Genomic DNA, 26,372 nt, shown 5'->3' on the forward strand with positions numbered 1-26,372 from the left:
CCTCATGCCGACAATAACACGTGTTGCAGATAGAGATGCTCGCTGGCAACAGTCCACGTTTGATCCCAAGGCTTACAAAGTGGAGTTGTGGGAGGGCCGCAAGATTGGCCAAGGGAGAACGTTGCTGTCCCGCTACTATCCCGGCCAATGCGTCGCCCCGCAGCGATCCAGTGCAGCATGGGACATCTTCATTTTGGAAGGCGACATGACCGTCAATGGTGAAAGGATAGGCTCTGGCGACCATGTCTTGATCGGAGCAGGCGAATCCTGCTCTTGGTCAACTGAATCGGGTTGTTTGTCTTTGGTCTTCGTTAGAACTGATCACGAGTGGGTGCAGTCTGGCAATGCCGGGGGAGACCCCAGCAGCGAAAACGTGGAGAGGTGTGAGCAAGACATGGCGAGCAAGAGCGAGAAATCCCTTTGAAGACGGGGGACGCGGATAACCTCCTCCTGAAGCACAGCGTCATTGCGCTGGGCTGGGTGGAGATGGGCGATATTTGACAAGTGAGCGAGCAGAAACGATCAGTGAAGGGCCTAACAAATCTTTCCACCTACCATTTTTTCGCAACGCTCCCAAATGCAGGTGAACTAAATCGTTGAGGCTGTAGAAAAACCTCCTCGCGAAGAGCACTCGCAATAGGACGCGATATGAGCAACGATCGTCCGAAATCTGACCCCTTTCCAACGTCGGTACGATCGCGGCCTCTCGCGGCTCAGAGAGGGCCACAGGCTCGGCACCATTGGGCAGCAAGAAAACTCGTGGCCTGTTGCCGAGGTCTCGAAACTCGCGTTTTTCGGGGTTTTTCTACAGCCTCGTTATGCGCCTGCACGACCCACTAAAGTTTGTTCCCACCGAGCCGGCCTGGTGGACTGCATCGGCGGGCCATCTGCTGGGCGAGAAAGAGAATGAGGCCGCCATGAATCGCTTCCCCGGGCCGCTGCTCACATACGTGGTGCCGGACTGCGACGCTCTCCTCTAGCGACGGCACAAGCTCATGGCCGCGAAGATCAAGACCAATATGAGGACGGTGCAAACCCATGGTGTCTCTGACTGAATCCGAGAAGAGCGAGATCATCCGACTTCTCAGCACGGGCCATCCGCTGCCGGAGCAGTGGCGGTATCGGCTGTTCCCCAGCGGCCATCGCGCGCAGGAAACCGGCAAGGAATACCGGCTGGTCTATGACGGCAAGCTCAAGCGTGAGGAAGTGCTGGCGCAGACACCTGCCGCACCGTGGCAACTGGTGCGGGAGTTTTGCGCGGAGCGACCGCATGAGGACGGCTGGCGGAATCTGCTCGTGTGGGGCGACAACCTGCTCGCGCTGCGGGAACTGCTCTCGGACCAGCAGGGGCCGAATCGCTTCTGCACGCGGGGCAAGATCAAGCTCATCTACATCGACCCGCCGTTTGCGACGCGGCAGGATTTCATGAAGGACAAGGAGAAGGCCTACCGCGACAAGGTCCTTGGCGCACAGTTCATCGAGTTCCTTCGCCGCCGGCTCATCCTCCTCCGCGAACTCCTCGCCGACGACGGCAGCATCTACGTCCATCTGGACACAAAGAAGAGCCACTATCTCAAAGCGGTGCTGGATGAATGTTTCGGCGAGGAAAACTTCATCAATGAAATCGTCTGGCAGAGAACGGCTTCACACAACGACCCTGGCCGATACGGCAACGTCCACGACATTCTTTTCTTCTACAAGAAAGGAGATGAATGCATCTGGAATGCGCCAAAAATGGAGCAGTCGAAGGACTATATTGAAAAGTTCTTCGTATATGCCGAGTCGCTGGATAAGAAGCGTTGGGTCAAACTGCGCCGAGGCGAATCTCCACCTGAGAACTGGCAACGTTATCGTTTAGGCAACTTCGCTAGCCCCCATCCACGACCGAACTTGACCTACAACTATAAGGGCTATCGGCCACCGGCCAACGGGTGGAAAGTGGCACTCGCACGAATGGTTCAAATGGATGCTGAAGGGTTGCTGCACTTCCCACTGAAGAAGGACGGGAGAATTCAGCCAAAACAATACCTGAGGGACACGCTTGGAAACAAACCGGTCCCTGATGTTTGGTTCGGCATCAGTCCGATTCAGGCGCAGACAGCCGAGAAAACTAACTACCCCACGCAGAAGCCCGAGGAACTTCTCCGGCGCATTGTTTCCGCCTCCTCCAACGAAGGCGACATCGTCCTCGACTGCTTCGCGGGCAGCGGCACAACCCCGGCTGTTGCAGAAAAACTAGGCCGGCGTTGGATCGCGATGGATTGCGGGAAACTAGCCATTTACACCACGCAGAAGCGGCTGTTCTCTCTCACAACCGCCATCGGAGCGGCGAAGAAGGACGACCGCGCCGAACCGGAACGGGTGGAGGATTGGGCAGAGCACCTCAAGGGCGCACCCGGCGTCCTGCTCATCACCGAGAAGGCCCGCAAGGGCGAGTGCCAGGTGACGTTGGACCTGCTCCATGATCTCGCCGCTCTCGCGAAGAAACATGACCTCGTAAAGAAGGATGCGACGCTGTCGTTGGTCTGCCCGGAGGATAAGCTGGAAATCCCTGCGGGCCGCCTGAAAGAACCGGAGGACGGACACGGTGCCAAGTGCATCAAGGTGGACGGGATCGAGTTCCGCCTCTCAGTCATCGCGCCCAAGGACAAGCCGGACAAGGAACGTCCTTTACCCGCGAAGGAGTTCGCCCTTTACCGAGCGGGCGTCTATGACATGGCGACCATCAAGGCACTGCCGTGGACAGATTACCAGCCGTTTGTCCTGAAGCTCTTTGGCGTTCGCGAGCACCAGCACGCACGGTACGGGTTCCACCTCGACGGTTACATCAACACGCATTCCGCCCTTCTCTGGAATTATCCAGACCACAAGGCATTCACGCTGGATTACGGCTACGTGGACGACCTGCACAGGACGGTGCGAGGCAAACCAGGCGAGCGTTTCTACATCATCGCCCCGGTCGTGGCGATGGCGTTCGCAGAGGACGAGGTGACGCGGGGCGAGACGACGTATGTCTTTCTCAAAGTGCCGCTGTCGGTCCTGCTCCGGCTCATCGAGCGCAAGGTGCCGGCCGCTCTCAAACAGCCTGCAAGGGAGGAGGATGTAAACGAGGTGATTGACGCGGTGGGATTCGACTTCATCTCGCAGCCGCAGGTGGCGTGGAAGGCGAAGAAGGAGAGCCGACCGGGAGAGCTGTTCGCCGACTACCTGCTGGAACTCTCCGAGTTCCGCGCCCAGACGCTCGCGACTGACCCGGAGGATTTCCAGAACTTTGAGACGTTCTCAATGGCGCTGGTGGACCTGGACTACGACGGGGATGTATTCAAGTTGAGCCGGGTGTTCTGGGGTGAGGACGTGCTCAAGGCGGCGGGCGGGCTGGAGAAGGCCGAACGGCTGGAGCTGCGCATCGCGGAGCCGGAATTCACGGGTAAGCAGATGATGGTGATCCTCTGCGACCGCTACGGGAACGAGAAGACGTTGCTGCTGTCGAAGACCGACTTTGAAGGCAAGCGCCCACGGTCTGATAAGAAGGTTGCCAAGAAACGGAAGAAAACAAAATGAGCCTCCATCTGCGTATCGCTGACCAGGTGCTGAAGGCAGAGGACACACGCGAAGCCACCGAGGCGGTGGTCCACAAGTACGACGCATTCCTGAACCTGCTCTGCGCGGATCACTATTCCTTCCAGCGCGACGCCGTGCGGGAGTCGCTTCGGTTGCTCGTGTCCGATAAGTATCCGGGCCTCGAGCGGCTCGCGCGAGAAAACTGGAACGCCCGCGAGGCCATCCGCCAGCGGCACGAGAGCGTGGACGCCTACCTCGCCAAGATGCCGCTGCGAGACAGGAAATCGGTCTCGCTGGATCTGGCCACGGGCACGGGCAAGAGCTTCGTGATGTATGCGTTGGCGGCGATTGCGCTCGCCGAAGGTCTAGCGGAGCGGGTGCTCGTGCTCTGCCCGTCGTTGACGATCGAGGAGGGATTGCTGGAGAAGTTCATCGCGCTGGCCGGCAACGGCGAGTTATCCGGGATTATGAAGGAGCTGGGCGCTGCGGTGGCGATCCCCGGCATCAAGCGTGGCAACGAGACGATTCAGTCCGGTGACATCTGTGTGGAGAACATCCACGCGGTTTACGAGAACACCGGCTCGTCCATCCGGGACAGCTTCCGGGGGCAGGGTGCGCGGACGCTTGTGCTGAACGACGAGGCGCATCACTTGTTCAGTCCGCCAGACCGCAGGTTGAAGGAGTGGATGAAGTTTCTCCAGCACGCTGATTTCGGCTTTCGACAGATCGTAAACGTCACGGGCACGCCTTACGTGGACGACGATTACTTTCCGGACGTGGTGTTTCGTTACGGGCTGAAGCAGGCCATTGCCGACAAGGTCGTGAAGAAGCCGAACTACAAGCTGGAGGACACCTACTCGGCGCAGGATTGGCAGAAGACCTACGCGATCCACCAGAAAAACAGGAAGGACTACGGCAAGGAAGTGAAGCCCATCTCCATCGTCGTTACTCAGGAGATCGCGCGGTGCGTGGAGGTGTGGCGCGAACTGGTGGACTTCCTCGCTACCAAGGAGGGGATCAGCCGCGAGGTGGCGGAGAGGAAGGCGATTTGGGTGACCTCGGGTGTGCCGTCCAGTGGCGACGCCAAGCCCCGAGTCGAAGCAGCCTATGCCCCACGAGACGACAAGGATTCACCGGAGAAGCGCCGGAAGGAGAACTTGGCTTCGCTGAAACAGGTGGATGATGCCGGCAGTCCGGTGGAGTGGATCGTCTCGGTAAGCATGCTCACGGAAGGCTGGGATGTGAAAAATGTCTTCCAGGTGGTGCCACACGAATCGCGTGCGTTTTCGTCCAAGCTGCTCATCGCGCAGGTGCTGGGCCGCGGGTTGCGGGTGCCGCCGGGGTTATCCAAGGAGCCCCTGCTGACGATCAATAACCACGAGGCGTGGTCGGAGGAAGTCGGCAACTTGCTCAAGGAAGTGCTGGAAGTGGAGAACACGCTCTCGTGGGGATACGACCCGCGTCGGCGCAAGTATGTCTTCCCGCTACACAACCTGACTTACGAGCCGGAGCAGAGAGGCGTGGAAGCGAAGCGTGAGCAGGCGCGGCCGCCGGACGTGACCTTCCTTCCCCAGGATCGGAAAACAACGGAGTATTCGACGTTCTCGGAGACCGGAACGCTGGCAGTAGAGATACAACATCACGATCTCTTTGAGATTGAGGATGCGGCGAAGCTCATGCGCCTGTTCCTCCGGGAGAAGGACGAGAAGATTGCGGCTGCCTGGCCCAAGAAGCGGCTTAAAGAGTTCATCGTCAGTCGGCTGAGCGGCGCTGGGCAGGACGCGACCTTCCTTAGCAGGCAGAACTACCTTTTGCTACAGCACAGTTTCTCGCCGATGTTCCGAGAACTCGACAAGGAGCATCCGCGCATGAGCCAGACAGCGAAAGACGTAGTGCTCGTGGACCTGACTGTGGTGCCTCGGCAATCCTTCTCCGAAAGCATGCTCAAGGAGCACGGTTCGATATGGACTGTGAGGGAAGAGTCTCCTCCGTATGGCGGTCAGGAACTGCATCTATGGGAGCAGTATCAGCAGTTCCGTAAACTGTACGCGGACTATCCTGACGGAGTGTCCGACCAGGCAAAGGCCATTAGCTCCAAAATCCATAATGTTGACGTGGGTAAGTTCAAGTTGCCGTGGAATGTTCACTACGTCACCCACGAGCCGGAGAGGAAGTTCTCCGATTTGCTATTCGAGAACGCCGGCTTGTTTGACGCGTTCGCGAAGATGCCGAACATGGGCGGGTACGCGTTCCCGTATTCCTACAAACCTGCCAAAGCCGCCAAGACCCACGTGGCGAACGAGAACTTTAACCCGGACTTCTTCATCAAGCTGAGCGCTCGGCACGACATTGTGGTCGTCGAGATTAAGGCGGAAGGAGATGACTCCAATCGAAATCGAGCCAAGTGCCGAGACGGACTGAAGCACTTCGAGACGCTGAGCGAGCGGTTGAAGGAATCGGGCGAACCGTGGCGCTACCACTTCTATTTCCTTTCACCGGAGGACTACACCAACTTCTTCGAGCACGTCCGCAACCAGAGCTACGCCGGCTGGCGGTCTGGGTTAATGCAAGAGTTGGACGCATGAGCGCAGCAGCGGTCGCTCAGCGCTACCGCGGTCTAGCCGACCTCCCCCGGCGGGGTGCAAGCGTCCGCCTCTCGCAGGATCCGGCGCTTCTCCTCACCCGTATATCGCCGTCTGGTGACCTTCTCCAGCACCTCTACCTCCTTCGCTGTGGTCCCCATTTCCACTTCCACTCTACCTATACGCTACCCGTTTCCTATCTCGCCCTCTACTCGAAACTCAGGGGAGGCGAGTGTCTCACCCATGTTGACACAGAGGGGCACTACCGGTTCACGGCGGAGGAGTTGGATTTCATCCTGAACTACGGCATCAAATACCGCCTCGGCCGCGATGCCGGAAGTGAGGACGAATGAGCACGCGCGAGCAGAACGAAAGGAAGTACGTGCAGTGGGATGATCTACCAGGCGGTTTCGGCGAAACCGCCCTACCCCGTCATTGACCACGGTAGGGCGCGATCGCCGAGCGCGCCGGCCCTGGAACTACGACATCAAATACCGCCTCGGCCGCACCTCGGAAACCGAGGAATAATAGGAAAGGAAACCCAGGAGCAAACAACTACCCATTGCCGCCGCCAACAACACGTTCGAGCGTATCAAACGCGTCAACCAATCCGGCGGAGAATTCTGGTCCGCCCGCGAAGCTTAATCTGGTGTAGTGTTGTTTTATTCAACTTCCCACTCGCCGGGTGTCAGGTGTTCAAGAATGACCCTGCTGCCGTGGATGATGGCGACAATGAAGCAGACTTGTTCTTTTACTTTGTAGATGATGCGATAGGAACCGTAAATGAGTTCTCGGATTGTCTCATCGTTAAATTCCGGAACCATCCGGCCGCTCAGAGGAGCGTGCTCAAGCCTTCGAGGCGCGCGGACAACACGGATGCCGAACCGCTCGGCGTATACTGCCGAGTCACGGGCGATATACTCGATAAGGTCGTGAAGGTCCTTTAGTGCCGGTTCGGTCCAGATGACTTCAGCCATTCCTGAACCCTGTTTTCGGCCTCCACCTGTGAAACCAGGCGGCCTTCGTCAATAGCCTTGAGTCCATGCTCCACCTTCTCTCGGACATAGAGGTGATAGTGGATATCTTCAAGAGTTGAATCCTCGGGCAGGGTTTTTATGAGTTCAATTACTTGGTCTCTGACGTGAGTCATGTTGCACACCTCCCTTGGGTGATTGGACCTCTACAAATCTTGGGCTTGCCCGCACAAGTAGAATCGCACACATTGCCACGGTGATCAATCCTTTGGGAAGAATACTTCGTTTATAGATTTACGACGATGCGGGCAGGCGGGTCGAGACGCAAGAGAAATCCCCGTGGATAAAGGCCATCAGAAAGGATAGGATGTCGCCATGATGATTACGAAACAAACTGTTGCCGACCAGATTGTCGCGTATCTTCACCACGAGGTTACGCTGCCGCAGTTGGTGGATTGGGCTGAGAACGCCATGATGGATGGCGAGTTTGCCGAACGCGATGCCACGACAATTTCGTCCGTCATCGCCCGTCTCGGCGTGGCAGATGTGCGCACCTTCGGCCTCGCTTGGGAAGATTGCGAGGAGTTGCTAGGCAAGCTCGGTTTCGCGCCTCGCGTGGAAGTCGTCTCCGCATAAACCCAAACCCGTGTTCGACGAAATCGACACGGTGCTGGCGGGGCACTACGGGTTCACGGCGGAGGAGTTGGATTTCATCCTGAACTACGACATCAAATACCGCCTGGGCCGCGACACCGAAACCGAGGCGGAGGACTGAGCCATGCCCACGAAAAAGAAAACCGCCGTCACGAAGCGCGCCCCCGTTCCCCGCGCCCTCGGCTCGCTCGTCGCAGAGGTTCGCAGCCTCATCCAGTCCGCCCGCCGCGTGGCCGCTTCTACGGTCAACACTCTTCAGGTGCGGACCAACTATGAGATCGGCCGCCGCATCGTGGAGCACGAGCAGAAGGGGGAGAAGCGGGCCGGGTATGGGCAGGAACTGCTCAAGGCGCTTTCCGAACGCCTGACCGCGGAGTGCGGCCAGGGATTCTCAGTGAGCAACCTTCAGCTCATGCGGAAATTCTTCATCGAGTACAAATATCGAATTCAACAGCAGGCTGCTGTTAAATTGATCGCCACAATAATTCAACAGCCGGATGCTGTTGAATTCAGTCCAGTTGAGATCGCGAAGCCTACGCAAAAACCTCCTTTCACGCTCAGTTGGACGCACTATGTCCTGCTCCTCACCGTCAAAGACCCGGACGAACGCAGTTTCTACGAGATTGAGGCAGCGTCGGAAGGCTGGTCCATCCCCGAACTGAAGCGCCAGGTGGCCGCCTGCCTTTATGAGCGTCTGGCATTGAGCCGCGGCAAGACAGCCGTGCGCAAACTTGCGCATGAAGGGCAGATCGTCACGCGACCGGAGGACATGCTGAAGGAACCCTACGTCCTGGAATTTCTCGGGTTGGACGAGAAGACGAAATACTCCGAGAACGACCTGGAAACCGCCATCATCAACCGGCTCGAACATTTTCTGCTGGAGCTGGGCAAGGGCTTTCTTTTCGAGGCGCGGCAGAAGCGTTTCACTTTCGATGAAGACCACTTTTATGTGGACCTCGTTTTCTACAACCGCCTGCTGCGCTGCTACGTCCTGATCGACCTCAAGCTCGACAAACTCACGCATCAGGACCTGGGCCAGATGCAGATGTATGTGAACCACTACGACCGGAAGGTGAAGCTGCCAGAGGAGAACCCCACTATCGGCATTCTGCTGTGCAAGCGAAAAAAGGATGCCATTGTCGAGGTCACGTTGCCGCCGGATGCCAATATCCAAGCCAGGGAATACAAGCTCTACCTGCCCTCCAAGGAGGAGCTGAAGCGCAAGCTGCTGGAGTGGGGAGAGGAGCAAGTCTGATATCCCATGGCCGTCCTCACGCTCAGTCTCGATGACGCTCGCTACCCGCCGAATTTGCGCGAGCGCATGGGCGATGACGCGCCCGCGCAACTGGCCGCCCTCGGCAACCTCGACCTGCTCGCGTTGCCCAAGATCGGACTGTTCAGCTCCGTGCGTTGCCCTGGCCACGTCATCCTCACGACCTACGACCAGGCCGCCAAGTGGCGCGATGCAGGGCGCTGTGTGATCAGCGGCTTTCATTCGCCGGTCGAGAAGGAGTGTCTGCGTATTCTTCTGCGCGGTCCACAGCCCATCATCATCTGCCCGGCGCGCGCCATCGAGGCCATGCGCATCCCGATCGAATTGCGCACGGCTTTCGATGCAGGACGGGTACTGTACCTTTCTCCGTTCGCCAAGCAGCCGAGGCGCGTCACCAAGGAGTCTGCGCTCCGCCGCAACGAGACCGTCGCGGCCTTGGCGGACGAAGCGTACGTCGCGCACGTGGCCGCGGGTGGCCAGACGGCGCTCATCAGCAAAATGCTCGCACAATGGGGAGTACTACTCGTGTGAGCAACGCCACACACTTGGAACTGTGCGGGCAGGCGTCTAACACCATGCTGCACCCGACGGCCGCTGACCTTGACGCAACGCGTCCACTGGTGATCGCGAGCCGTTATGAGTATTGTTGAATGGCTACAAAGGCGAAGAATTACCGTCGGGGCGCAACCTGGGTTTTGCTTAGCCCTCTATTGTTTGTTATGGCAGCTATTTCAACTGTCGAATCATTAACCACATATTATGTGCAGTTGGTTTGTTTTAGTATTGTTTCAATTGCAGGTGTAGTCACTGGCGTTGGTTTTGTTTTTGGTTGGCCTTGGGCAAATATCTCGGCCAAGTATATCGCCGGAATAGTAATAGTTTACTTTGTTTGTAGTTGGCTTCTAATAGCTCTGTTTCTTGCATATGAAATGATTTCGGGCATGTAGATGCATCAGACTCATAACAAGTCGCTTGTGTGGGACGGCGCGCCGCGATGCGGCGCGCCGTCCCACAGCTTATCGTTCAGGCTTGATTGTGGTCGCGTGTGGTGTGATACTGGTTAGAGATTGACCATGGTGAGTATCGTCTACTGGGTCATCGTGCGGGGGGAAGGGTGCTGACACATCGGGTCCTCTTCGAAGAGCAGGCTATTGCGATACGGGTGCAGGAAATGGCGCGCGCGATCGCCCAGGATCTTCCGGAGCCGACGCCGGTCCTGATCGGCCTGCTCACCGGCGCGTTCATCTTTCTCGCCGACCTGATGCGAGCGCTGGGGCGCCTGGGGATCGACCCCCATGTAGACCTGATGGCCGTCTCACACTACGGGCCGTTGGTATCATCCAGTGGGCTGGTACAGATCCACAAGGACAGTGCATTGGATCTCAGGGGGCGGGCTGTGCTCCTAGTCGATGATATCCTGGATTCCGGGCGAACCCTCAGCATGGTCCGAGATCACCTTGCCGCCAAGGGGCCAAGATGGCTGCGAACGTGCGTCCTCCTGGACAAGCCGAGCCGACGGGAGATCGCGATCAGCGCGGACTATATCGGCTTTGAGGTTCCCAATGCCTGGATTATTGGCTACGGCATGGACGCGTCCGGGGAGGGGCGAGCGCTTCCGTATGTGGCCCTGGTAGAGCGGGAAGGGGAGCAGGGGTAGGCGTGAGTCGTAAAGAGGCGGGGAAGAAGCATGATGTCCGCCGTCGTCTGCTGGTGAAGGAGGATCTGGTCTATGGTCCTCTGCTGTCTCGGCGACTGGGCCGCTCGCTGGGCGTCAATCTGCTTGGCGCCGGCGAGAAGCTTTGTTCCTTCAACTGCCGCTACTGCCAGTGCGGCTGGACAGCGCGTCCGATCCTGGAGGTGGGCGAGCTGATCGCGGACTTTCCTGCGGGCGAGAAGGTTGCCGATGCCTTAGAGGCCAGGCTTCAGCAAGTGTGCCGAGAGAGCATCCCCATCGACGCCATCACCTTCTCCGGTAATGGCGAGCCGACGCTCCATCCGGAGCTCATGGCGATTGTCAAGGCCGCGTCGGTCCTTCGGGATCGCTTTGTTCCACACGCCAAGCTGGCTATTCTGTCCAACAGTTCAACCGTGTATCGGCCAGAGATCCGCGCAGCACTTGAGTGCGTGGACCTGAAGTTGATGAAGTTGGATGCCGGGAGCGAGGCGCTCATGCGCCGGATCAATCTGCCGGCCAAAGGGTGTGACTTCGCCCAGATGCTCCAAGGGTTAGCACAGCTCGACGGCGTGCTACTGCAAGCGATGTTCGTGTGGGGCAGGGTAGCCAACACGGCCCCGGTGGCAATACGCGAGTGGGCCGACCGGGTCGCTGCGATCCGGCCGCTTGGGGTCCAGGTCTACACCCTCGACCGGGTACCGGCCGACTCCGGCTTGACGCCGGTCTCCAGGGTAGTGCTCGATTCAATTGCCAGGTATGCACGACGGCGCGCCCATGTCGCAATCGAAGTCTACTGAGGCTGTCGCCGGCCGCCGGGCTCGGCGGTGGTGGCTGATGCTCCCTGTGCTCGCCCTGCTCGGCATGGCCGACTCGGGCTACCTGCTCTGGCTGCATCGCACGACGACCTCGGCCTTCTGCCCTACGGCGGGATGCGATGTTGTCAATCAAGGAGAATATTCTGAGATCAGGGGCGTCCCCCTCGCCGCCTTCGGTATCGCAGCCTATCTGGCGCTACTTGCGCTCTCGGTGATGGCTGTAGCGCTCGACAGCCGTCGCGTGCTGGGGGTGATGCTCGCGATTGCCGGAATCGGCGTAGCTGTGTCGGCGTGGCTGGTCTATTTGCAGGTCGCTGTCATCGGATCGATATGTTTCTGGTGCGTCCTCTCAGCCTTTACTATGTTGTCGATCCTTGCCATGAGCTTGAGTGCTTTTCTCGTGAAGCGAGATCCTCAACGATCGGAACTGGCCAGCCCACCACGAGTGACGCAAGTCCCATCGGGGGCATTGCCACAATCCTTCAGGTTTCCGCTAATGGCGCTAGGAATGATCGCCCTGCTCGCCGCAATGCTGGGAGGCCTCTTCCGTTTGGGATGGGACTGGTCGAGCGTGCCGTCAACCTTGCCCCCTGTACACGGCCCTCTGATGATTTCTGGATTCCTGGGTACGCTCATCGGGTTGGAACGAACCGTGGCCATGGGGAGGTGGTGGCCCTCTATCGGGCCTCTGTGTACTGGCATAGGCGCCCTTCTTCTGATTGCAGGTGTACCCGGTGTGGCCGGCCCGATATTGATGACCCTTGGCAGCCTTATACTGGTCATCACTTTTGTCCAGCTCATTCGGGGCCAACCGGCCCTGTTTACGGTTACCATGGGGCTTGGGGCGCTCGCGTGGCTGGTAGGCAATACCCTTTGGCTTGTCGGATGGCCGATTTTCCGCGTTGTAAGCTGGTGGGCCGCTTTCCTGATCCTCACTATTGCCGGGGAGCGGCTGGAGTTGAGCCGTTTTCTCCCTCTCGCTCGAAGACACCGACTATCGTTTCTGGCTGCCATTGGTTTTTTTGTGGCCGGGCTCCTTCTCGCCGTGGTAGCGTTCGATGGCGGGTCGCGCATGAGCGGACTGGGCCTTATTGCCATGAGTATCTGGTTGCTGCGCCACGATATGGCGCGACACTCGGTGCAGAAGACAGGGCTGCACCGATTTGTCGCTCTGAGCCTGCTTGTAGGTTACGTATGGTTGGCAGTGGCTGGGCTGCTCATGTTAAGTTTAGGCGGAGTAGCGACCGGAGTACACCACGCTGCAGCTCTGCACGTCCACGAACATGGCGTGCAAGACGGCTACGATGCTGCGTTGCACGCCATGTTCGTGGGCTTCGCGTTCTCTATGATTATCGGGCACGCCCCGATCATTTTCCCGTCTGTGCTGGGAATTTCTTTGCCTTTTCGCCCAGCCTTCTATAGTCATCTTGTCTTACTCCATCTTTCGCTCGTGCTGCGAGTGGTAGGGGATTTGGCAGCGTGGTGGCCGGGAAGACTGGGAGGCGGACTGCTCAATGTTGTGGCCGTGCTGCTCTTCCTTGGCAACATGGCGTTATCTGGTACGATGGGAAGACAGTCGGTCTCGTTGGGAGATGCCGGCAACTACTCAGGTAGATAGGCTGAAGGCTGAAGGCCTTTAGGGGTAAAAAGGTTGCAGATCAATCTCGATCCGAAAAATAAGGCGAACGTGGCGCCGATAACGGGTAGTGAAGTCACGGGAGGGACGGCCCCGTCTCGCGATGTCATTAAAACTGCGCGACTTCCGATACACTTCTTCACTTGTGCCGTTGCTCTCTTTGGAATGGGTATGGCCGCGGTACCGTTTGTTGTGGGTGATCTGGTAGACTTTTTCTACCAGCCGCGAATCTTAGCCCTTACCCACACCTTTACGCTGGGATGGATCAGTTCTGCGATTATGGGGGTCATGTACCGCGTTGTTCCAGTTATGACGAAGCGGCCATTACGATTTCCAAGATTGGCGCGCTGGCAGTTCTGGCTTTTCGAAATCGGTGCGACAGGCCTGATTACGCATATGCTCATTGGAGTGTGGGAACCCACCTGGATGTCTGCGGCTGTGATTGTGCTCAGCGCGGCGTTTTTTGCCGTAAACATGCTGTACTGCGTTGGCCCTGCTTGGCACCAGGGTGTATCCGAAACCGGAATGTGCATGTCGGTGATGTTTCTGCTGACTGCCGCTTCTCTTGGGCTGGTCCTCGCATTGGATAAGTCCTACGGATTCCTCTCTGGCAGCGTGCTCACTAACTTAGCCAGCCATGCGCATCTCGCCGCGCTCGGATGGGTGAGTCTCACCATTTGTTCCGTCTCCTATCGGATGGCTCCAGCGTTTCTGTTGTCGGAACTGACGCTTCCGCGTGTGGCGATATGGCAACTCTACAGTCTTGCCGTCGGTGTGACCGGCCTGGGCCTCTCGCTTCTGGGATGGATTGGTGGCGGTGCGTCCATCTGGAGCGGCATCATCATGTTGGCTATGCTTGCATATGTGGGTGTCCTTCAGTCACTTGTGCGCAACCGACGGATATCGATCGATTGGACGATGCGGCACGCGCTGGCCGGTGTCGTGTGTTTACTGCTCTCCATCGGACTCGGGTTCTCGCTGCTATGGATTGATCCAGGCAGCGCCATTGGTAATAGAGTGGCGGGAGCGTATGGGGTCCTGGGACTGCTCGGCTGGGTGACGAATCTCATTATTGGGATGTCTTACAAGCTCTTTCCGGGATTCGTTGTCGGCGTACGTGAGCGCAGAGGGTGGCCAAAGCTGGCGCTCGCTGAACTATCCTTGCTTAGTTGCCGGCCGGTCGTCTTTATCTTACTGAATGCAGGTGTCCTGACGGCTGCCGGTGGTCTGATCGCGGCTCATGTGGCGGTCGCTCAGCTTGGTGCTCTGGTGATCGCGCTGGGGGGCCTGATCTACGTGGCAGTGATGGCGCGGACCCTGAGCTATGCGTATCGCGCCTCTGTTCCTCCGGCCGCAAACGACCCATTCCGTATCCTTTCCGGTAGCTCGTAGAAACGTGGTTTTCTACGAGAGGGCTCATCATTGAGCAGGACGCCCACACGCTTCGACGCATTGCGACGTCATCGCTTTACCCCTAACAGCCTTCAGCCTTCAGCCTATCTACCTCAACGGTGTGGTGTCTCTGGAAAAAGGATTTGACAACCTTCCGCCCGCTATCTATCATGTCATCAATACGGGACAGGGGCTGAGGAGGCGCTCTGATCTAAAGCGAGGGGTGGTGCATGGACTGCGGAACCTTGGAAGGGCAGATGCGTTTACTAAGAGGGAAGGGAAACGATGACTAAAGCTGACATCGCTTCAATCGTCGCTGAAAAAGGCCTCCCCAAGAAGCAGGCGATGGAAGCAGTGGAGGCCACCCTCAGCATTCTGAAGGACGCTCTCATGAAAGAGGAGAAGATCCAGCTAGTCGGGTTTGGCTCTTTTCAGGTCAGGGCCAAGCGGGCGAGGAAAGGCCGGAACCCGCAGACCGGAGAACCGATTACGATCTCGGCTCGTAAGGTGCTGAAGTTCAAGCCTGGAAAGGCCTTGCATCAGGCCGTAAACGATATCGGTGGGTAGCTGCTAAGTAGCGGAAGAGGGAAGGCTGTGCTTGGTGCACGGACGAGGTTGGCCAGAGCGAGGCCGCGATCTTCACAAAGACTTCTTCCAGGTCTTGATGGCGGCTTCCAGATCCCCGAGAAGTTGTTTTTTAAGATCGGAGAGGTCGCTGAGCTGACAGGCCTTCAATCCTATATCCTCCGCTACTGGGAGACGCAGTTTACAGCGCTGCGGCCAACCAAAAGTCCAAGAGGACAACGACTGTATAGGCGTAATGACGTCGCGGTTGTGCTTCAGATCAAGGAGCTACTGTACCAGAAGCGATTCACTATTGCGGGCGCCAGGCGCCATTTATCAGCAGAGCATGGGCTGTCTCAGCCAACCCTATTGGACTCTGTGCGCCAGGTAAGGGAAGAGCTGAAGAATATCTCCTCGTTATTGCACAGACATTCCCCCTAACGTGAAGGACTGGAATCATCGGGGCGTGGCGCAGTCTGGTAGCGCACTGGTCTGGGGGGCCAGGGGCCGCTGGTTCAAATCCAGTCGCCCCGACCATCAATACATAGCGCAGCGACTAACAGCCTTCAGCCTTCAGCCTAAACACCTGAGAGTTACAGGTTACGAATGAATATTCTGGTCTCCAATGATGATGGCATTCACGCGCGCGGGCTTCGTACGCTTGCGGACGCTCTGTCCAGCCTCGGTGAGGTGTGGGTGGTGGCGCCTGATCGTGAACAGAGTGCATCCGCCCACGCTCTCACGCTCAATCGACCACTTCGGGTGACCAAGGTTGCGCCAACATGGTTCGCCGTCGACGGCACGCCTACCGATTGTGTCGCCCTGGCTCTCATGGGTATGATCAAACGAAAGTTCGACCTGGTTGCGTCAGGCATCAACCTTGGTGGGAACATGGGCGATGATGTCACCTACTCCGGGACGGTGTCAGCCGCCTTCGAGGCGACGTTGCTGGGGTATCCGGCGTTTGCTGTTTCTGTTGTGGCTGAGCGACGAGTCAATTTCACGGCAGCAGGACAGGTTGCCGTTGTGGTGGCTGAGCTGATTGCGAAACATGGTCTGCCGCGGGATACCATGCTGAACGTGAATGTCCCGAATTTGCGCCCCTCAGAGATTAAAGGTGTCGCGATCACGCAGCAGGGAAGGCGACGCTATGGCGACATCATTGTGAGAAAGGTGGACCCTCGTGGGAAGGCCTATTACTGGATCGGAGGGAAGGGGCCTACGTGGGAGTCATCAGAAAAAAGCGATTATGCTGCGGTGACGGCAGGATCGATCTCGATCACGCCGCTTCACATAGATCTGACCAACCCTAGCGCTGTCGAAGATCTTCAAAGGTGGAAGTTTCACTGGAACACACATGAAAAAGCAGACAAACATCAGCGGTCTGATCTCGGCTCCAAGCGGAAAGCAGGCGCGGCTGTGCGTCGAACTACCCACGCCCCCTCCACAGCGGGTCGCCGCCACGTAACAGCGTGAAGCGACTGTCAATTCGGGTGAAGAACAGGTTTCCGATTCGATAATGGATTACCTTGTTGCCCGGCAGCGGATGGTGGCCGAGCAACTGGTGGGACGTGGGATTACGCACCACAGGGTGCTGGAGGCAATGGCCAAGGTCCACAGGCATCTGTTTGTGGAAGAAGCGTTCTGGGGGCGCGCCTACGGCAATTATCCCCTACCGATTGGTGAGAAGCAAACGATCTCCCAACCGTTTACGGTGGCACTCATGACGCAGGCGCTTGAGCTGGAAGAAGATCAGCGGGTACTGGAGATAGGGACAGGGTCTGGATATCAGACAGCCATCCTGGTAGAATTGGGCGCGAAGGTGTATTCTATGGAGCGGAATCGAACGCTCGCGATACGCGCGAGGCGCCGCCTTGAGTCATTCGGGTATGACGATGTGTGGATTAGGATTGCGGATGGTTCTGTCGGTTGGAAGGAGAAGGCGCCCTTTGACGCAATCGTCGTGAGCGCGGGTGCCCCAGAAATCCCTACGTCTCTTATCGAGCAGCTCGCTGAGAATGGGCGCCTCGTGGTGCCAGTCGGTCAGTTACGGAACCAAGTTCTCAAAAAAGGCACCAGGAGCGGGACGAGTATACAGTGGGCTGACCTTGGAGATTGTGCATTTGTAAAACTGATAGGCCAGCAAGGGTGGGACAGTTGATGTCGGGGCGTAGCGCAGCCTGGTAGCGCACTTGCTTCGGGAGCAAGGGGCCGCTGGTTCAAATCCAGTCGCCCCGACCAACTTCTTCCCGCATTCGGTGGATCGTGAGGAACAGCACGGATGTCGACTGAAACGCTAAAACATAAAATCCGAGACATTCCAGATTTCCCGAAAGAGGGGATCATCTTCAAAGACATTACCCCATTGCTGGCAGACGGTAAGGCCTTCCATCTGGCCATTGACCAGATTGCTGAGCATTTTCATGACAGACATATCGACCTTGTAGTTGGTGTAGAGGCGAGGGGTTTCATTATTGCCGCTGCATTGGCCTATAGACTTCATGCTGGAACGACCTTGATCCGAAAGCCTGGGAAGCTGCCGTATAAGACGCACCGCACGACATATGCCTTAGAGTACGGGGTGGACACCCTTGAGATCCACCAGGATGCCATATTGCCAAGCCAGCGGATCCTGATGGCGGATGACCTGCTCGCCACTGGCGGCACTATGACCGCTGCAATCGACCTTATTACTCGCCTCGGCGGCGATGTAGTCGGCGTGGCTTTCCTGGTCGAGCTGTTGTCCTTGCAGGGGAGGGCACGGTTCAAGGATCGGGAAGTCTTCTCCTTGCTCCAATTCTGATCAGTGGTCTCGCCTGCGTGCTGCACATCCGGGTGCCCGTAGCTCATATAGATCGAGCAAGGGCCGCCTAAACAAGCACCGTCCTCGTTTGCAACCCCTCAAACACGCTGCGTTGTACTACTTATTACTCAGAGCATAAAATAGATTGCACTCTCGCACAACATCTCCAGCAACTTCCCCCTTGCCCCCTTTGCTAAAAAGTGGGGTAAGGCAAGCTATTTTTTTACCCCGAGTTAGACAGCGGTCGATCAGAGCTTAGCCGCCTGCGAACGTGATCTTCCAGCGCTGCGCTGGATTATCGAAGCGGACCGCCGAGGGGTCGAAGGCTTGTGGGTCGATCACTCCACCGAGCCACTCCACCGTGCTCTCGTATTCCTCATGCGTTGGGTCGGCGATCGTCGCCAACAACTCGGCGTATCCATGCGGGCCACCGCAGTCTTCCGGCGGACAGCGGCGTGCGCCTGCGATGCACCGGGGGTACCTCGTCCTCGCTCGGCGCGGGGCTATCGACTCCAAGAGTACATCGTGGACCCAGCCATCGCCGAAATCGTACTCGTATTCCGCACGAGTGCCGACCCGCGTGAAGTAGGCCGCGACTGCAAGCTCCCAGCCTGGGTGGCAGACCGGCTCGCCCTCGAACGTGTCCTCGTTAGGGATGCCGATCTCCTCGATCTCGCCACCGACGTTGCGGACGCGAAACATGTGCAGGTGGTAGTCAAGCCAGCCCATAGCATCCTGAATCGCGACGTGGAGATCCCAGAAGCTGTACCTCGCCGGAACCTCAATGCGGCGCCACACGAGCGGCTCGACGTCCCGGAGCGTCACCTTGAACTGCATCGCATCACGTCTCAGGTCCACTAGCTCTCCTCTGCCGCTGGCTAACGTCCAAATTGAGGGACGCGCCGCCCGCGGCACGTCCCGCTCGAATGCAGGGTTAGGCGAAAAACGTGATTGAAAGGCCCAACCCTGCGCTTTCGACCCTGGCTCCATTGATTGTGCCTTTGATTCTGGCCCCTTTGATTTTGTGCTTCCTGGCGCGGTGCACGGCGGTCACTGCACGTTGAAGCGCCAGCGTACGGTGAGCTATCCCGGCATCGCCGAATTCGCCCTTCAACACCACCACCTGTTCACCGGCCTGGCTGCGACAGCCGCCCTTGAGTGCCACGGTGAACGGTTTGTTGTTTCCGTCGGCGCTGGTGCGAAACACCAGTTGCTTGGGCTGGGGCCCCTTGGGTGTGGGCGTGTCGCGGGCACCGTCGGGCTCGTTGGTGGTGATGGTCTCGGTATAGGGCAGTGGCAACAGCGGCACGGGCAGGGCGACGGTCAGCGTGTTCTTTGCTGTATCCACCTCGACCGCGTAGAACAAACCGACGTCTCTTGCCGTGGCGGATCGAGGCGGTACGGTGCCCGAGCCCTTGTGCGCCTGGTTGCGCGTGCAACGCAGCGTAGGCTGGCAAATTGGGTCGGCGAGTACCGAATGCGCCGTCTCATCGATCGCGTAGCTGCCCTTTTGCGCGGTGGCATACCGGACCTGGTAGCGTGATGCGCCGGGCTGGACCGCCTGCGCGGTTTCCTTGCCGGTTTTGATCATGGCGTCCCCCTTCTTCGTGCCCGCCAGTGCCGTGCCCATGTTCTTGATCTCGCGCTCCATACACTTCTCGTCGAGATTCTCGACGCCGCCGCACTTAGCCATGATCTTCCCGATGTCGGCCGTCATAGGCGCCATCTCGGTGACCATCTTTCCCATCTGGCCGGCCTGTTTGTCGAGCTCGGCGGTTTGCGCCGCATCGAGCGCCTGCATCGTGGGCAGCGGGGTCGGTGACTGGCTCGCCAGATCGGCCACCAGGCTCACGCTGCGCTTGGAGCGCCATTCGCGCAGGTCGTTTATGTCCTGCTTCTTGCCGACCGACTCGTAGACGTAATCGACGCTGAGCGTGGCCTTTGCGCCAGCAGGTGCGAAGGCGTAGGCTGTATGAATTGCTGTCGTCATGACTGCCAACATTATGACCAAGGCTGCCGATACAAGCTGCATTGCATCGCTCAGCTTTGTTTCATCCCTGACTTTTCGTCCTAAGTTGCGCACAAATGTCCTCCTTGGTTTTGTCGAAGAATTCTTCACCTGAACTTCGGCTTGCTGCCGGCTAATCGAGCTGGGCTGGTTCACTGCCGCCTAACGCCGCGATCAGCCGCCGGAGCAGCCGGTCGGCTGCATTGCCTGGTTCGCTGTTCTATTTGTCCTGTAACTGATCCTTTACCCTTTGAGGGAGCAGGGCGGTTAATTCTGGATAGGTTTCAATTATTCTTGAAATGTCGGCAAGATCCTTTTGTCTCTTGCTCCTCCGTCGTGCTTCATCCATGAATGCCCACAACTTGCCTTGCAGCACATTTTCTAACGATGCAACCTTTATTTCGTATCCTAGAACCTCTTGCATCGTGGCGCTAGCGATAAAACTCTGATATCGAGGGTCAGTCTGTACCTGAATCCGAAGATCTGAATCCGAGCCGCTGAGATTGATGCTATAAGGAAACTCCTCTACTTTCATTTTCTTCGATCTTGCGGTGTTGGCTACTGCTTGAATACTATCGACTGCAACCACAATATCGACATCTAGGCTGACGACAGGCTCAACGTAGGCGTTTACGGCGAGCCCACCAATCAGACAATAGTGAGAACCTGTTTCAGTGAGAATGCCGAGAAGCTGTTGCAGGATATCCGTTTTCCCCTTTGCCAGAGAATTCAGGAATTCCTTTGCAGTCATCTTTCCCCCTCTTTCCTTTTTCCAGCAAACGCTCCGGTTCAGCGGCGGCGCCTAGCGCCGGCCGCTGCAACCGCTTATTAGGCGTCGCTCGCCTGCCTCTCCACGTCCCATTCGAGTGCCCAGCGTAGCCAGCTTGAGCGCGATGGACGGCGACCAACGGTTCCCGTCCACAGAGCCGAGGCCACGGACACGAGGCTACCCCCAATAGCGGCCGCTGGCGCAAGAGCAGGCGCGGCGCCCGCGAGGCCAATCAAACCTGCCGTGACGCCCATGATTTTACCTGCAGCGCTGAGACGCGCGGGTAGGCCTAAGAGAGCCGCGACCTCTCGCGTCGCTTCGCGATCCAGGGAGCCCGCCTTGAGTTCATGGATATTTCGATCTCGGATCACTCCTCGCGCCTCATGCAAGAAGGTGGCGTACGCTTCGAGGGTCATTGATGGAGCCATGCCCGCAACGGCGTCAGCGAGCGAAAGCGCGATGTTCGGAGCAGGCCCGGTCTCCTTGCTCATTGTGGGAAGGGCCTGGAGTTCACGAATCGGGTGAGCCAGAAAATACGAATCAGTACCAACGAGTTCACCGTACAGCGGGTACCGGAGAACGACATCGAAGGCGTAGAGGATGTCGTCTACCGACATTCCGACAACCGCGGCCAGCTCCTCCAGAAGCGGATCCTCGTGAAGACGTTCAACGTCAAAGACATACCTGGGCCTGATACGGGCCAAGTGACCATCCCGTATCCATGGTTCGGCGTGGAGCTGAAGCCATCGTCGGAGCGCGTCCTTGCTATTGCGCGCCCATCGAGCAAAGCCTCGGAAGGCCTCACCCAAATACTCCGGGTGGAGCGTCCTTCTCTCCTCGATTTGGTAGATCAGAGGAGCGAACAGCTGGCTATCACGGGACCGGAACTGCGCAAGGATGGGCGGTAGGGCAGGGTAGTCCGGTGAAACGACTCTTGCCCAGACTGGCATCGTGAGCCGGGCGACGTCGCTGTAGACGAAGAAATCCGCCAATCTTCCGGCGAGTCGCGGGCCCCATGGATCACGCGTTCCACCGCGGAATAGCGACTCAACGGCGTTGAGGGAGGTGATATCAACGACTGGAGAAAGGTCAGCCATCTGTTCCTCCTTTGGAGCGACCGCTGCTGTCTCGCATGCTTCCCGGCGACGCCTAACGTGTTAGGTATCAGCTGCAGTTCGCCCCAGCCGACTCGCCTGCCGAGACCATCTCACACGGGCGAACTGTCGGCTGGATACCTTTGTTAGCGACTTATCGTAGCCATGCGCAGTACGGTTCGACCAGCCGCGCCACGGCCACGATGGTCCGGTACCTCGACTTCATCCGCTGAGGATGCGCACTCATGTCTTCCCGCACAGCGCACACGGTCGAGCAGCCGAGAACGAACCTCACCGGGCTGCCCATATCTGAACCATCAGCGTACTGCCATAGGTCGAGCACCCGGCTCGTATCCGTAGTCAGTTGGTCGAACACGAAGGCCGTCGTCGCGTCGTCCATCTTGCCTGTAACGGGGCCCATGCCCTGGGGTAACGGCAGCCACCTCGCACGATCGCCAGAGTACTCCGACGCCGAATCAGAGGCAGTCGTTGGCCTTGCTCCTCCTGTGGTAGCTGGTTCCACGAAGATCACGTACCCGCGCTCGCCTGCGCACAGCTCCTGGACCAGGCCCGGGCGAGCCTTCGCTGATCTGGCGACCCAGAACGTGCGCCCCACGGCGTCAACGTCGGCCATCTTCCGCTTGAAGATAGCGTCGACTCCTTCGCCCGCGTGGTCGCCCATGACGCTGATGACACAGCCCGAGGCGGCGAGCGCCTGATCAACGAGTTCCACGCTGCCTCCTGATGTCGCTAACCATTGAGTATACTGACCGGCATATCACGGTCCGAAACGTTTGACGACTGCGGCGATTCTCCTGTCTTTTCAGGAACTTGTCAAGTCCGCACGGCACCGATTGTAGTCGGCAAAGGCCGACGGACCTACTTACTCTTTAGTATTATACATATAACTACTACGTCAAGAAAAAAATGGCATCGCGCTCTCCAGGTTGCAACGGACGGCGGCGATGGGCGGACGCGTTGAGATTTATGAAGTGGAGCAGGGGAGTGGTCCTGATTCGTAGTTGCGCGGGGCCTTGTGTCGATCGGCTGTTGTGAGTTATACTCCACCCGTGTTGCGCCACAGAAGAATGGCTCGTAATAGCTAAGTTGCTGATGTAGATGTGCTACCACAGAGGGTTTAGTGGTTCCTGTGCTTTCCCCTCTATTCCCCATGTTTCCTCTGTTTTGCCCTACCGATTCACACCAATATTTACACCATCGAAGAGAGTATCTTAGGCATATGACGCTTCATCCGGAAATATTTCCAACAGCACCCGTTCGGTTGTTGTGGATGCGATTACCGTTCAGGGCCGTTCTTATCGGCAGGGCTTATCGTTATACGCTTTGAAAACATATTCCAATGAGTGATCCTCTACACGGCATAACGCTCCAGGCTATCCTCGATCGTCTCGTTGAACATTACGGTTGGGAAGTATTAGGACGGCGGATACGCATCCGTTGTTTTATGTCGGATCCGAGCATCAAGTCGAGTCTTACGTTTCTACGGAAGACTCCATGGGCTCGCCTCAAAGTGGAACGCTTGTATCTTGCGCTGGTCGGAGAGGCCGAGTGACCCAGGTCTATGTTGACTCCGATGCCTGCCCGGTTAAGGCGGAGGTGATCCGCGTGACCAAACGGTATGGGCTCGGCGTGACGTTCGTATCCAATTTCTGGATGCGCCTTCCAGAAGAGTGGGGCGCAAAGCTTGTCGTGGTCGAGGGGCAGTTCGATGCGGCAGACGACTGGATCGTCGAGCATGTTGTGATGAACGATGTTGTCGTGACGGGGGACATCCCTCTCGCTCACCGCTGTATTAAGGTAGGAGCTCGGGTGATCGGGCCGGCCGGACGCCTTTTTGATGAGGATAACATCGGAAGCATTCTCGCGACGCGTGACCTTCTGCATGTTCTTCGCGGGGCGGGGGAGATTACGGGTGGGCCGGCCCCGTTTCAGAATAAGGACCGGTCAAAGTTTCTTCAAGCGCTCGATCAGGTCATTCAAGACATTAAGCGATCCCTGACAAATCCCAATGCAAACTGAACGTTTTCAATCAATATTCTGGTTAGCTCAACCCGTCCCTTTGGTAAGTGGACACTCCCGATGAATACCACCTTGACGCAAGTCCTCCGACCCCTTATAATCGGGCACGCCTCAGACGACCCGACCTTCAAGAGCCCGGAGGGGAGTCGTACCGCTTCTTGTGAATGGTTTTTACGACGCCCTGAGGAGTGATCTTCAAGAGTGAAGCTTACTAAAGAGATAATATGGCAGGCGCCCGTAGCTCAGATGGATAGAGCAAGGGTTTCCTAAACCCTGTGTCGCAGGTTCAAATCCTGTCGGGCGCACCAGCGCCCTCCGGTTCACTGGGGAGGTAAAATACATAATGACAATGATGGGGCTTGGTATAAAGAATATCGTTAGCGCATTAGCCCGCGTCGCTCAGTAATGGAAAGTGGGAGCGGGCTCATAACTTTCGTCACCGACAGGTGGAAGGGGGCTGTCGCAGCGGTTATTGGGCTATTAGCTCTCTCGGCCGTCATCGCCGGGTATTCCGCTTGGAACAGCAGCAAGGAAGTGAACGCCGGGGTCCTCCTGCGTAAGGCAGTGAGTCGGTTGGAAGCAAACTCGCAAACCGGACAGGATACCACGAAACAGGAGGAGGGTGTTCGATCATTGCAAGAGGTAATGTCTCGTTATGCCCAAAGCGCCGCCGCAGTGGAGGCTACACTTCGCTTGGGTACCCTCTACTATACGGGAGGTAAATACGACGAGGCTCGAAGTGTGTACACCGCCTATCTCAGCAAGAACCCGAGGGGTCGCATCGCCTTTTCGGCCGGCATCGGGGTGGGGGATACGTATCTAGCACAGCGTAATTATGCGAAGGCAGTAGACACGTACTCACGGCTTATCGAACAGTTTTCTCAGGAGCCTTTGCTTCCTGAGGCGCATCTTCATCTGGCCAGAGCCTATCTTGGAATGAATCGACTGAAAGATGCCGGCGCGGTTTATGAGAAGCTTGTCGCAGCCCATCCCAATACTGGCTGGGCTCGGAGCGCACAGGGCGAGTTGTACAGGCTCAGCCTAACCTCGCGATAAGAAGCCATCGTTCCGCTTGTGTTCCCGCTGCTTGACACCCCGTAAGCTCACCCCTCAAAACAGCCTTCAGATGCGTAGCGGTATCAGAAGCCTAACGTCGTATAAGAAATATTATGGTAACTACTCAGACGGGGCAGGCTGGTCAAACACGGAATGACTGGCCAGAATAGAAGACGATACCCCGCAGCTTAATGCTGGGTAGTTCATGCGCGTCACCTGTCAAGGCGCCGGTGACCGCCCCCACCACTGCGTCAATAGCCGAACCCCTTCCCGGCGCTCCCGCAATCCCGCCAAGAATGGCACCCGTGGCGGCACCGATCTCGGCATCAGTCAGCGTCCCGCTCTCACGGGGGGGGTCAGAGGTGTAGCACACCCTGTAAGCACCAACAAGAAGATCGCACTTACCGCTATGGTGTATTTCATTGCCCTCACCTTTTGTCCAATATAGAGCACAAACTCAACGGTAGCAATAACCATGACAGTGCAACTCAGGCGTAGACACCGAAGTTCGGAGTTGCACCTCGGATTGACGGGGTCATGAAGGGCTGCTAAGATGACCCCATAAAGGGGGATGACATTTCCGCTGAAAGGAGGAGACGATGCAGATAATTTTTTCTCTCAGGCAAGGGGTGGCTGTGCTGCTATGTCTATTTTTGGTCGCCGGTGGCACGTTTGGCTGCGCAGCGATCGAAGAGCAGGTAAAGGCGCATCCCGAGACGGCTCTTGGCGCCGGCATCGGGACTGCTGCCGGCATGTTGACCGGAGGGCTGATCTTCGGTAGCGCCGCCGGGACTCTGTTGGGGGGTCTTGTGGGGGGCCTCACAGGCGGCGTCATTGGCAACGTCATAGAGGCGCGAACCCAAGATCGAGCGGCAACATCCCAACAATACCACTATAGCCCGGCGCAGGGAACCATGGTCAAGATCGAAGCTGTCGAGGTTCATCCGACTCAGATCCGCCCTGGCGACACGATCAACCTCAACATGAGGTTTGCCGTGCTCGCTCGAAACGCTCAGCAGGCCATCCAAGTCTCAGAGCGCCGACAAGTCTTTCTCAATAGTTCCGTGGTTGGCGACTCGACCTTGCAAGTGCAGCGAATGGGTGGAACCTGGACCAGCAGTCAGCCGCTCACCCTCCCCGCGAACACGGCAAGCGGGAGCTATCGGGTAGTCATGAGCGTGACGGCTGATAGCACGGAATCAACCCAACAGACCACCTTCACTGTTGTCCCATAAATGGCCATACGCGTCTGATGCGTGGGATCGCTCAGATCACCCCATCGGTGAGAGACGCTCCGGCTGAATCTTGTACAGCACGCGCACCTCGTCCACCCTTCGGTGGGGGTAGCTGTCCAGCCCCAGATACTTTTCCGCCAACAGGTCGATGTGCGCATCGGCCCCGTCCTCGGTGATCTCCACGACGCGACCGCGCACCCCGAGGTAGCGCACTATGGGTTATCGGGCTCCATGATCTCCA

31 protein-coding genes, 3 tRNA genes and 1 pseudogene are annotated in these 26,372 nt (G+C 57.7%); 26 read left to right on the forward strand and 9 right to left on the reverse strand.

The window, feature by feature from the left end:
* Positions 1-4 precede the first annotated feature (4 nt).
* The 5 genes from CLG94_RS09370 (at position 5) to CLG94_RS09385 (ending at position 6,496) form a co-directional block, all read left to right on the forward strand.
* Positions 5-424 carry a cupin domain-containing protein gene (locus tag CLG94_RS09370; protein WP_107562931.1) on the forward strand — a complete coding sequence of 140 codons (420 nt, stop codon included), beginning with the start codon at positions 5-7 and terminating at the stop codon, positions 422-424.
* 316 nt (positions 425-740) lie between these two features.
* The gene (locus tag CLG94_RS13125) at positions 741-980 is read left to right on the forward strand and encodes a hypothetical protein (protein ID WP_161954119.1); all 240 of its coding nucleotides are present in this window, start codon (positions 741-743) and stop codon (positions 978-980) included.
* Between the two features lie 58 nt (positions 981-1,038).
* On the forward strand, positions 1,039-3,561 hold the full coding sequence (locus tag CLG94_RS09375; RefSeq protein ID WP_107562933.1) for a site-specific DNA-methyltransferase: 2,523 nt from the start codon (positions 1,039-1,041) through the stop codon (positions 3,559-3,561).
* Positions 3,558-6,146, forward strand: coding sequence for a DEAD/DEAH box helicase (locus tag CLG94_RS09380; protein WP_107562935.1), 2,589 nt, complete (start codon positions 3,558-3,560; stop codon positions 6,144-6,146). The genes CLG94_RS09375 and CLG94_RS09380 overlap by 4 nt, the downstream gene beginning before the upstream one ends.
* Positions 6,143-6,496: a hypothetical protein gene (locus tag CLG94_RS09385; RefSeq protein WP_107562937.1), complete on the forward strand. Its 354-nt coding sequence runs from the start codon at positions 6,143-6,145 to the stop codon at positions 6,494-6,496. Before CLG94_RS09380 ends, CLG94_RS09385 begins: the two co-directional genes overlap by 4 nt.
* A gap of 309 nt (positions 6,497-6,805) precedes the next feature.
* On the opposite strand, the gene CLG94_RS09390 is transcribed toward CLG94_RS09385, so the two are convergent.
* Together CLG94_RS09390 and CLG94_RS09395 are read right to left on the reverse strand one after the other, a co-directional pair.
* Positions 6,806-7,120, reverse strand: a complete 315-nt coding sequence (locus CLG94_RS09390; protein WP_107562939.1) for a type II toxin-antitoxin system RelE/ParE family toxin — start codon at positions 7,118-7,120, stop codon at positions 6,806-6,808.
* On the reverse strand, positions 7,087-7,293 hold the full coding sequence (locus tag CLG94_RS09395) for a hypothetical protein (RefSeq protein ID WP_107562941.1): 207 nt from the start codon (positions 7,291-7,293) through the stop codon (positions 7,087-7,089). Before CLG94_RS09395 ends, CLG94_RS09390 begins: the two co-directional genes overlap by 34 nt.
* Before the next feature lie 199 nt (positions 7,294-7,492).
* Here CLG94_RS09395 and CLG94_RS09400 point away from each other — a divergent pair, with 199 nt between their 5' ends.
* The 16 genes and pseudogenes from CLG94_RS09400 (at position 7,493) to CLG94_RS09465 (ending at position 17,929) form a co-directional block, all read left to right on the forward strand.
* On the forward strand, positions 7,493-7,753 hold the full coding sequence (locus CLG94_RS09400; protein WP_107562942.1) for a hypothetical protein: 261 nt from the start codon (positions 7,493-7,495) through the stop codon (positions 7,751-7,753).
* A 10-nt stretch (positions 7,754-7,763) separates the two neighbouring features.
* On the forward strand, positions 7,764-7,892 hold the full coding sequence (locus CLG94_RS13790; RefSeq protein ID WP_275666225.1) for a hypothetical protein: 129 nt from the start codon (positions 7,764-7,766) through the stop codon (positions 7,890-7,892).
* A gap of 3 nt (positions 7,893-7,895) precedes the next feature.
* Positions 7,896-9,026, forward strand: coding sequence for a PDDEXK nuclease domain-containing protein (locus CLG94_RS09405; RefSeq protein WP_107562944.1), 1,131 nt, complete (start codon positions 7,896-7,898; stop codon positions 9,024-9,026).
* A 6-nt stretch (positions 9,027-9,032) separates the two neighbouring features.
* On the forward strand, positions 9,033-9,575 hold the full coding sequence (locus CLG94_RS09410) for a DNA-processing protein DprA (protein ID WP_107562946.1): 543 nt from the start codon (positions 9,033-9,035) through the stop codon (positions 9,573-9,575).
* Positions 9,576-9,694: 119 nt separating this feature from the next.
* Positions 9,695-9,991 (forward strand): hypothetical protein, encoded by a 297-nt coding sequence (locus tag CLG94_RS13045; RefSeq protein ID WP_133174691.1) that lies wholly within the window; start codon positions 9,695-9,697, stop codon positions 9,989-9,991.
* A gap of 167 nt (positions 9,992-10,158) precedes the next feature.
* Positions 10,159-10,701 (forward strand): hypoxanthine phosphoribosyltransferase, encoded by a 543-nt coding sequence (gene hpt / locus CLG94_RS09415; protein WP_018130016.1) that lies wholly within the window; start codon positions 10,159-10,161, stop codon positions 10,699-10,701.
* 2 nt (positions 10,702-10,703) lie between these two features.
* The gene (locus tag CLG94_RS09420) at positions 10,704-11,516 is read left to right on the forward strand and encodes a radical SAM protein (RefSeq protein WP_107562948.1); all 813 of its coding nucleotides are present in this window, start codon (positions 10,704-10,706) and stop codon (positions 11,514-11,516) included.
* The gene (locus CLG94_RS09425) at positions 11,494-13,152 is read left to right on the forward strand and encodes a vitamin K epoxide reductase family protein (protein ID WP_161954120.1); all 1,659 of its coding nucleotides are present in this window, start codon (positions 11,494-11,496) and stop codon (positions 13,150-13,152) included. The genes CLG94_RS09420 and CLG94_RS09425 overlap by 23 nt, the downstream gene beginning before the upstream one ends.
* A gap of 189 nt (positions 13,153-13,341) precedes the next feature.
* Complete coding sequence (locus CLG94_RS09430) at positions 13,342-14,562, forward strand: hypothetical protein (protein ID WP_107562951.1); 1,221 nt, start codon at positions 13,342-13,344, stop codon at positions 14,560-14,562.
* A 285-nt stretch (positions 14,563-14,847) separates the two neighbouring features.
* Entirely contained in the window at positions 14,848-15,129 is a 282-nt protein-coding gene (locus tag CLG94_RS09435) for an HU family DNA-binding protein (protein WP_107562952.1), read from the forward strand.
* A gap of 27 nt (positions 15,130-15,156) precedes the next feature.
* Complete coding sequence (locus CLG94_RS09440; protein WP_107562954.1) at positions 15,157-15,567, forward strand: MerR family transcriptional regulator; 411 nt, start codon at positions 15,157-15,159, stop codon at positions 15,565-15,567.
* Between the two features lie 19 nt (positions 15,568-15,586).
* Positions 15,587-15,663, forward strand: a tRNA-Pro gene (locus CLG94_RS09445).
* 69 nt (positions 15,664-15,732) lie between these two features.
* Positions 15,733-16,464, forward strand: a pseudogene (surE, locus tag CLG94_RS09450) (5'/3'-nucleotidase SurE); the annotation flags it as partial.
* A gap of 181 nt (positions 16,465-16,645) precedes the next feature.
* The gene (locus CLG94_RS09455) at positions 16,646-17,287 is read left to right on the forward strand and encodes a protein-L-isoaspartate(D-aspartate) O-methyltransferase (RefSeq protein ID WP_107562957.1); all 642 of its coding nucleotides are present in this window, start codon (positions 16,646-16,648) and stop codon (positions 17,285-17,287) included.
* A gap of 3 nt (positions 17,288-17,290) precedes the next feature.
* Positions 17,291-17,367 (forward strand) — tRNA-Pro (locus CLG94_RS09460).
* Between the two features lie 40 nt (positions 17,368-17,407).
* Entirely contained in the window at positions 17,408-17,929 is a 522-nt protein-coding gene (locus tag CLG94_RS09465) for an adenine phosphoribosyltransferase (RefSeq protein WP_107562959.1), read from the forward strand.
* A 255-nt stretch (positions 17,930-18,184) separates the two neighbouring features.
* Here CLG94_RS09465 and CLG94_RS09470 read toward each other — a convergent pair whose 3' ends face one another.
* The 5 genes from CLG94_RS09470 to CLG94_RS09490 all read right to left on the reverse strand — a co-directional run bounded on the left by CLG94_RS09470 (position 18,185) and on the right by CLG94_RS09490 (position 22,533).
* Entirely contained in the window at positions 18,185-18,787 is a 603-nt protein-coding gene (locus CLG94_RS09470) for a plasmid pRiA4b ORF-3 family protein (RefSeq protein ID WP_239993195.1), read from the reverse strand.
* A gap of 76 nt (positions 18,788-18,863) precedes the next feature.
* Entirely contained in the window at positions 18,864-20,012 is a 1,149-nt protein-coding gene (locus tag CLG94_RS09475) for a hypothetical protein (protein WP_107562960.1), read from the reverse strand.
* Positions 20,013-20,157: 145 nt separating this feature from the next.
* A complete protein-coding gene (locus CLG94_RS09480; protein WP_107562962.1) occupies positions 20,158-20,688 on the reverse strand; it encodes a nucleotidyl transferase AbiEii/AbiGii toxin family protein in 531 nt (176 codons plus the stop codon).
* A 77-nt stretch (positions 20,689-20,765) separates the two neighbouring features.
* Positions 20,766-21,803 carry a hypothetical protein gene (locus CLG94_RS09485; protein ID WP_107562963.1) on the reverse strand — a complete coding sequence of 346 codons (1,038 nt, stop codon included), beginning with the start codon at positions 21,801-21,803 and terminating at the stop codon, positions 20,766-20,768.
* Between the two features lie 151 nt (positions 21,804-21,954).
* Complete coding sequence (locus CLG94_RS09490; RefSeq protein WP_107562965.1) at positions 21,955-22,533, reverse strand: hypothetical protein; 579 nt, start codon at positions 22,531-22,533, stop codon at positions 21,955-21,957.
* A 627-nt stretch (positions 22,534-23,160) separates the two neighbouring features.
* Between CLG94_RS09490 and CLG94_RS09495 the strand changes: the two genes are divergently transcribed.
* The 4 genes from CLG94_RS09495 (at position 23,161) to CLG94_RS09510 (ending at position 24,896) form a co-directional block, all read left to right on the forward strand.
* Positions 23,161-23,373 carry a VF530 family protein gene (locus CLG94_RS09495; RefSeq protein WP_107562966.1) on the forward strand — a complete coding sequence of 71 codons (213 nt, stop codon included), beginning with the start codon at positions 23,161-23,163 and terminating at the stop codon, positions 23,371-23,373.
* On the forward strand, positions 23,370-23,840 hold the full coding sequence (locus CLG94_RS09500; protein WP_107562968.1) for a YaiI/YqxD family protein: 471 nt from the start codon (positions 23,370-23,372) through the stop codon (positions 23,838-23,840). Before CLG94_RS09495 ends, CLG94_RS09500 begins: the two co-directional genes overlap by 4 nt.
* A 231-nt stretch (positions 23,841-24,071) precedes the next feature.
* Positions 24,072-24,148, forward strand: a tRNA-Arg gene (locus tag CLG94_RS09505).
* Between the two features lie 97 nt (positions 24,149-24,245).
* Entirely contained in the window at positions 24,246-24,896 is a 651-nt protein-coding gene (locus CLG94_RS09510; RefSeq protein WP_107562970.1) for a tetratricopeptide repeat protein, read from the forward strand.
* Between the two features lie 142 nt (positions 24,897-25,038).
* On the opposite strand, the gene CLG94_RS14020 is transcribed toward CLG94_RS09510, so the two are convergent.
* Positions 25,039-25,269 carry a YMGG-like glycine zipper-containing protein gene (locus tag CLG94_RS14020; RefSeq protein ID WP_239993196.1) on the reverse strand — a complete coding sequence of 77 codons (231 nt, stop codon included), beginning with the start codon at positions 25,267-25,269 and terminating at the stop codon, positions 25,039-25,041.
* 226 nt (positions 25,270-25,495) lie between these two features.
* Here CLG94_RS14020 and CLG94_RS09520 point away from each other — a divergent pair, with 226 nt between their 5' ends.
* A complete protein-coding gene (locus tag CLG94_RS09520; RefSeq protein WP_107562974.1) occupies positions 25,496-26,131 on the forward strand; it encodes a YMGG-like glycine zipper-containing protein in 636 nt (211 codons plus the stop codon).
* Positions 26,132-26,167: 36 nt separating this feature from the next.
* Here the strand turns inward: CLG94_RS09520 and CLG94_RS13320 are convergent, their stop codons facing one another.
* Positions 26,168-26,344, reverse strand: a complete 177-nt coding sequence (locus CLG94_RS13320) for a pyridoxamine 5'-phosphate oxidase family protein (RefSeq protein WP_161954121.1) — start codon at positions 26,342-26,344, stop codon at positions 26,168-26,170.
* Positions 26,345-26,372: the final 28 nt, after the last annotated feature.

It is taken from the genome of Candidatus Methylomirabilis limnetica, from assembly GCF_003044035.1.
Lineage (GTDB): Bacteria > Methylomirabilota > Methylomirabilia > Methylomirabilales > Methylomirabilaceae > Methylomirabilis > Methylomirabilis limnetica.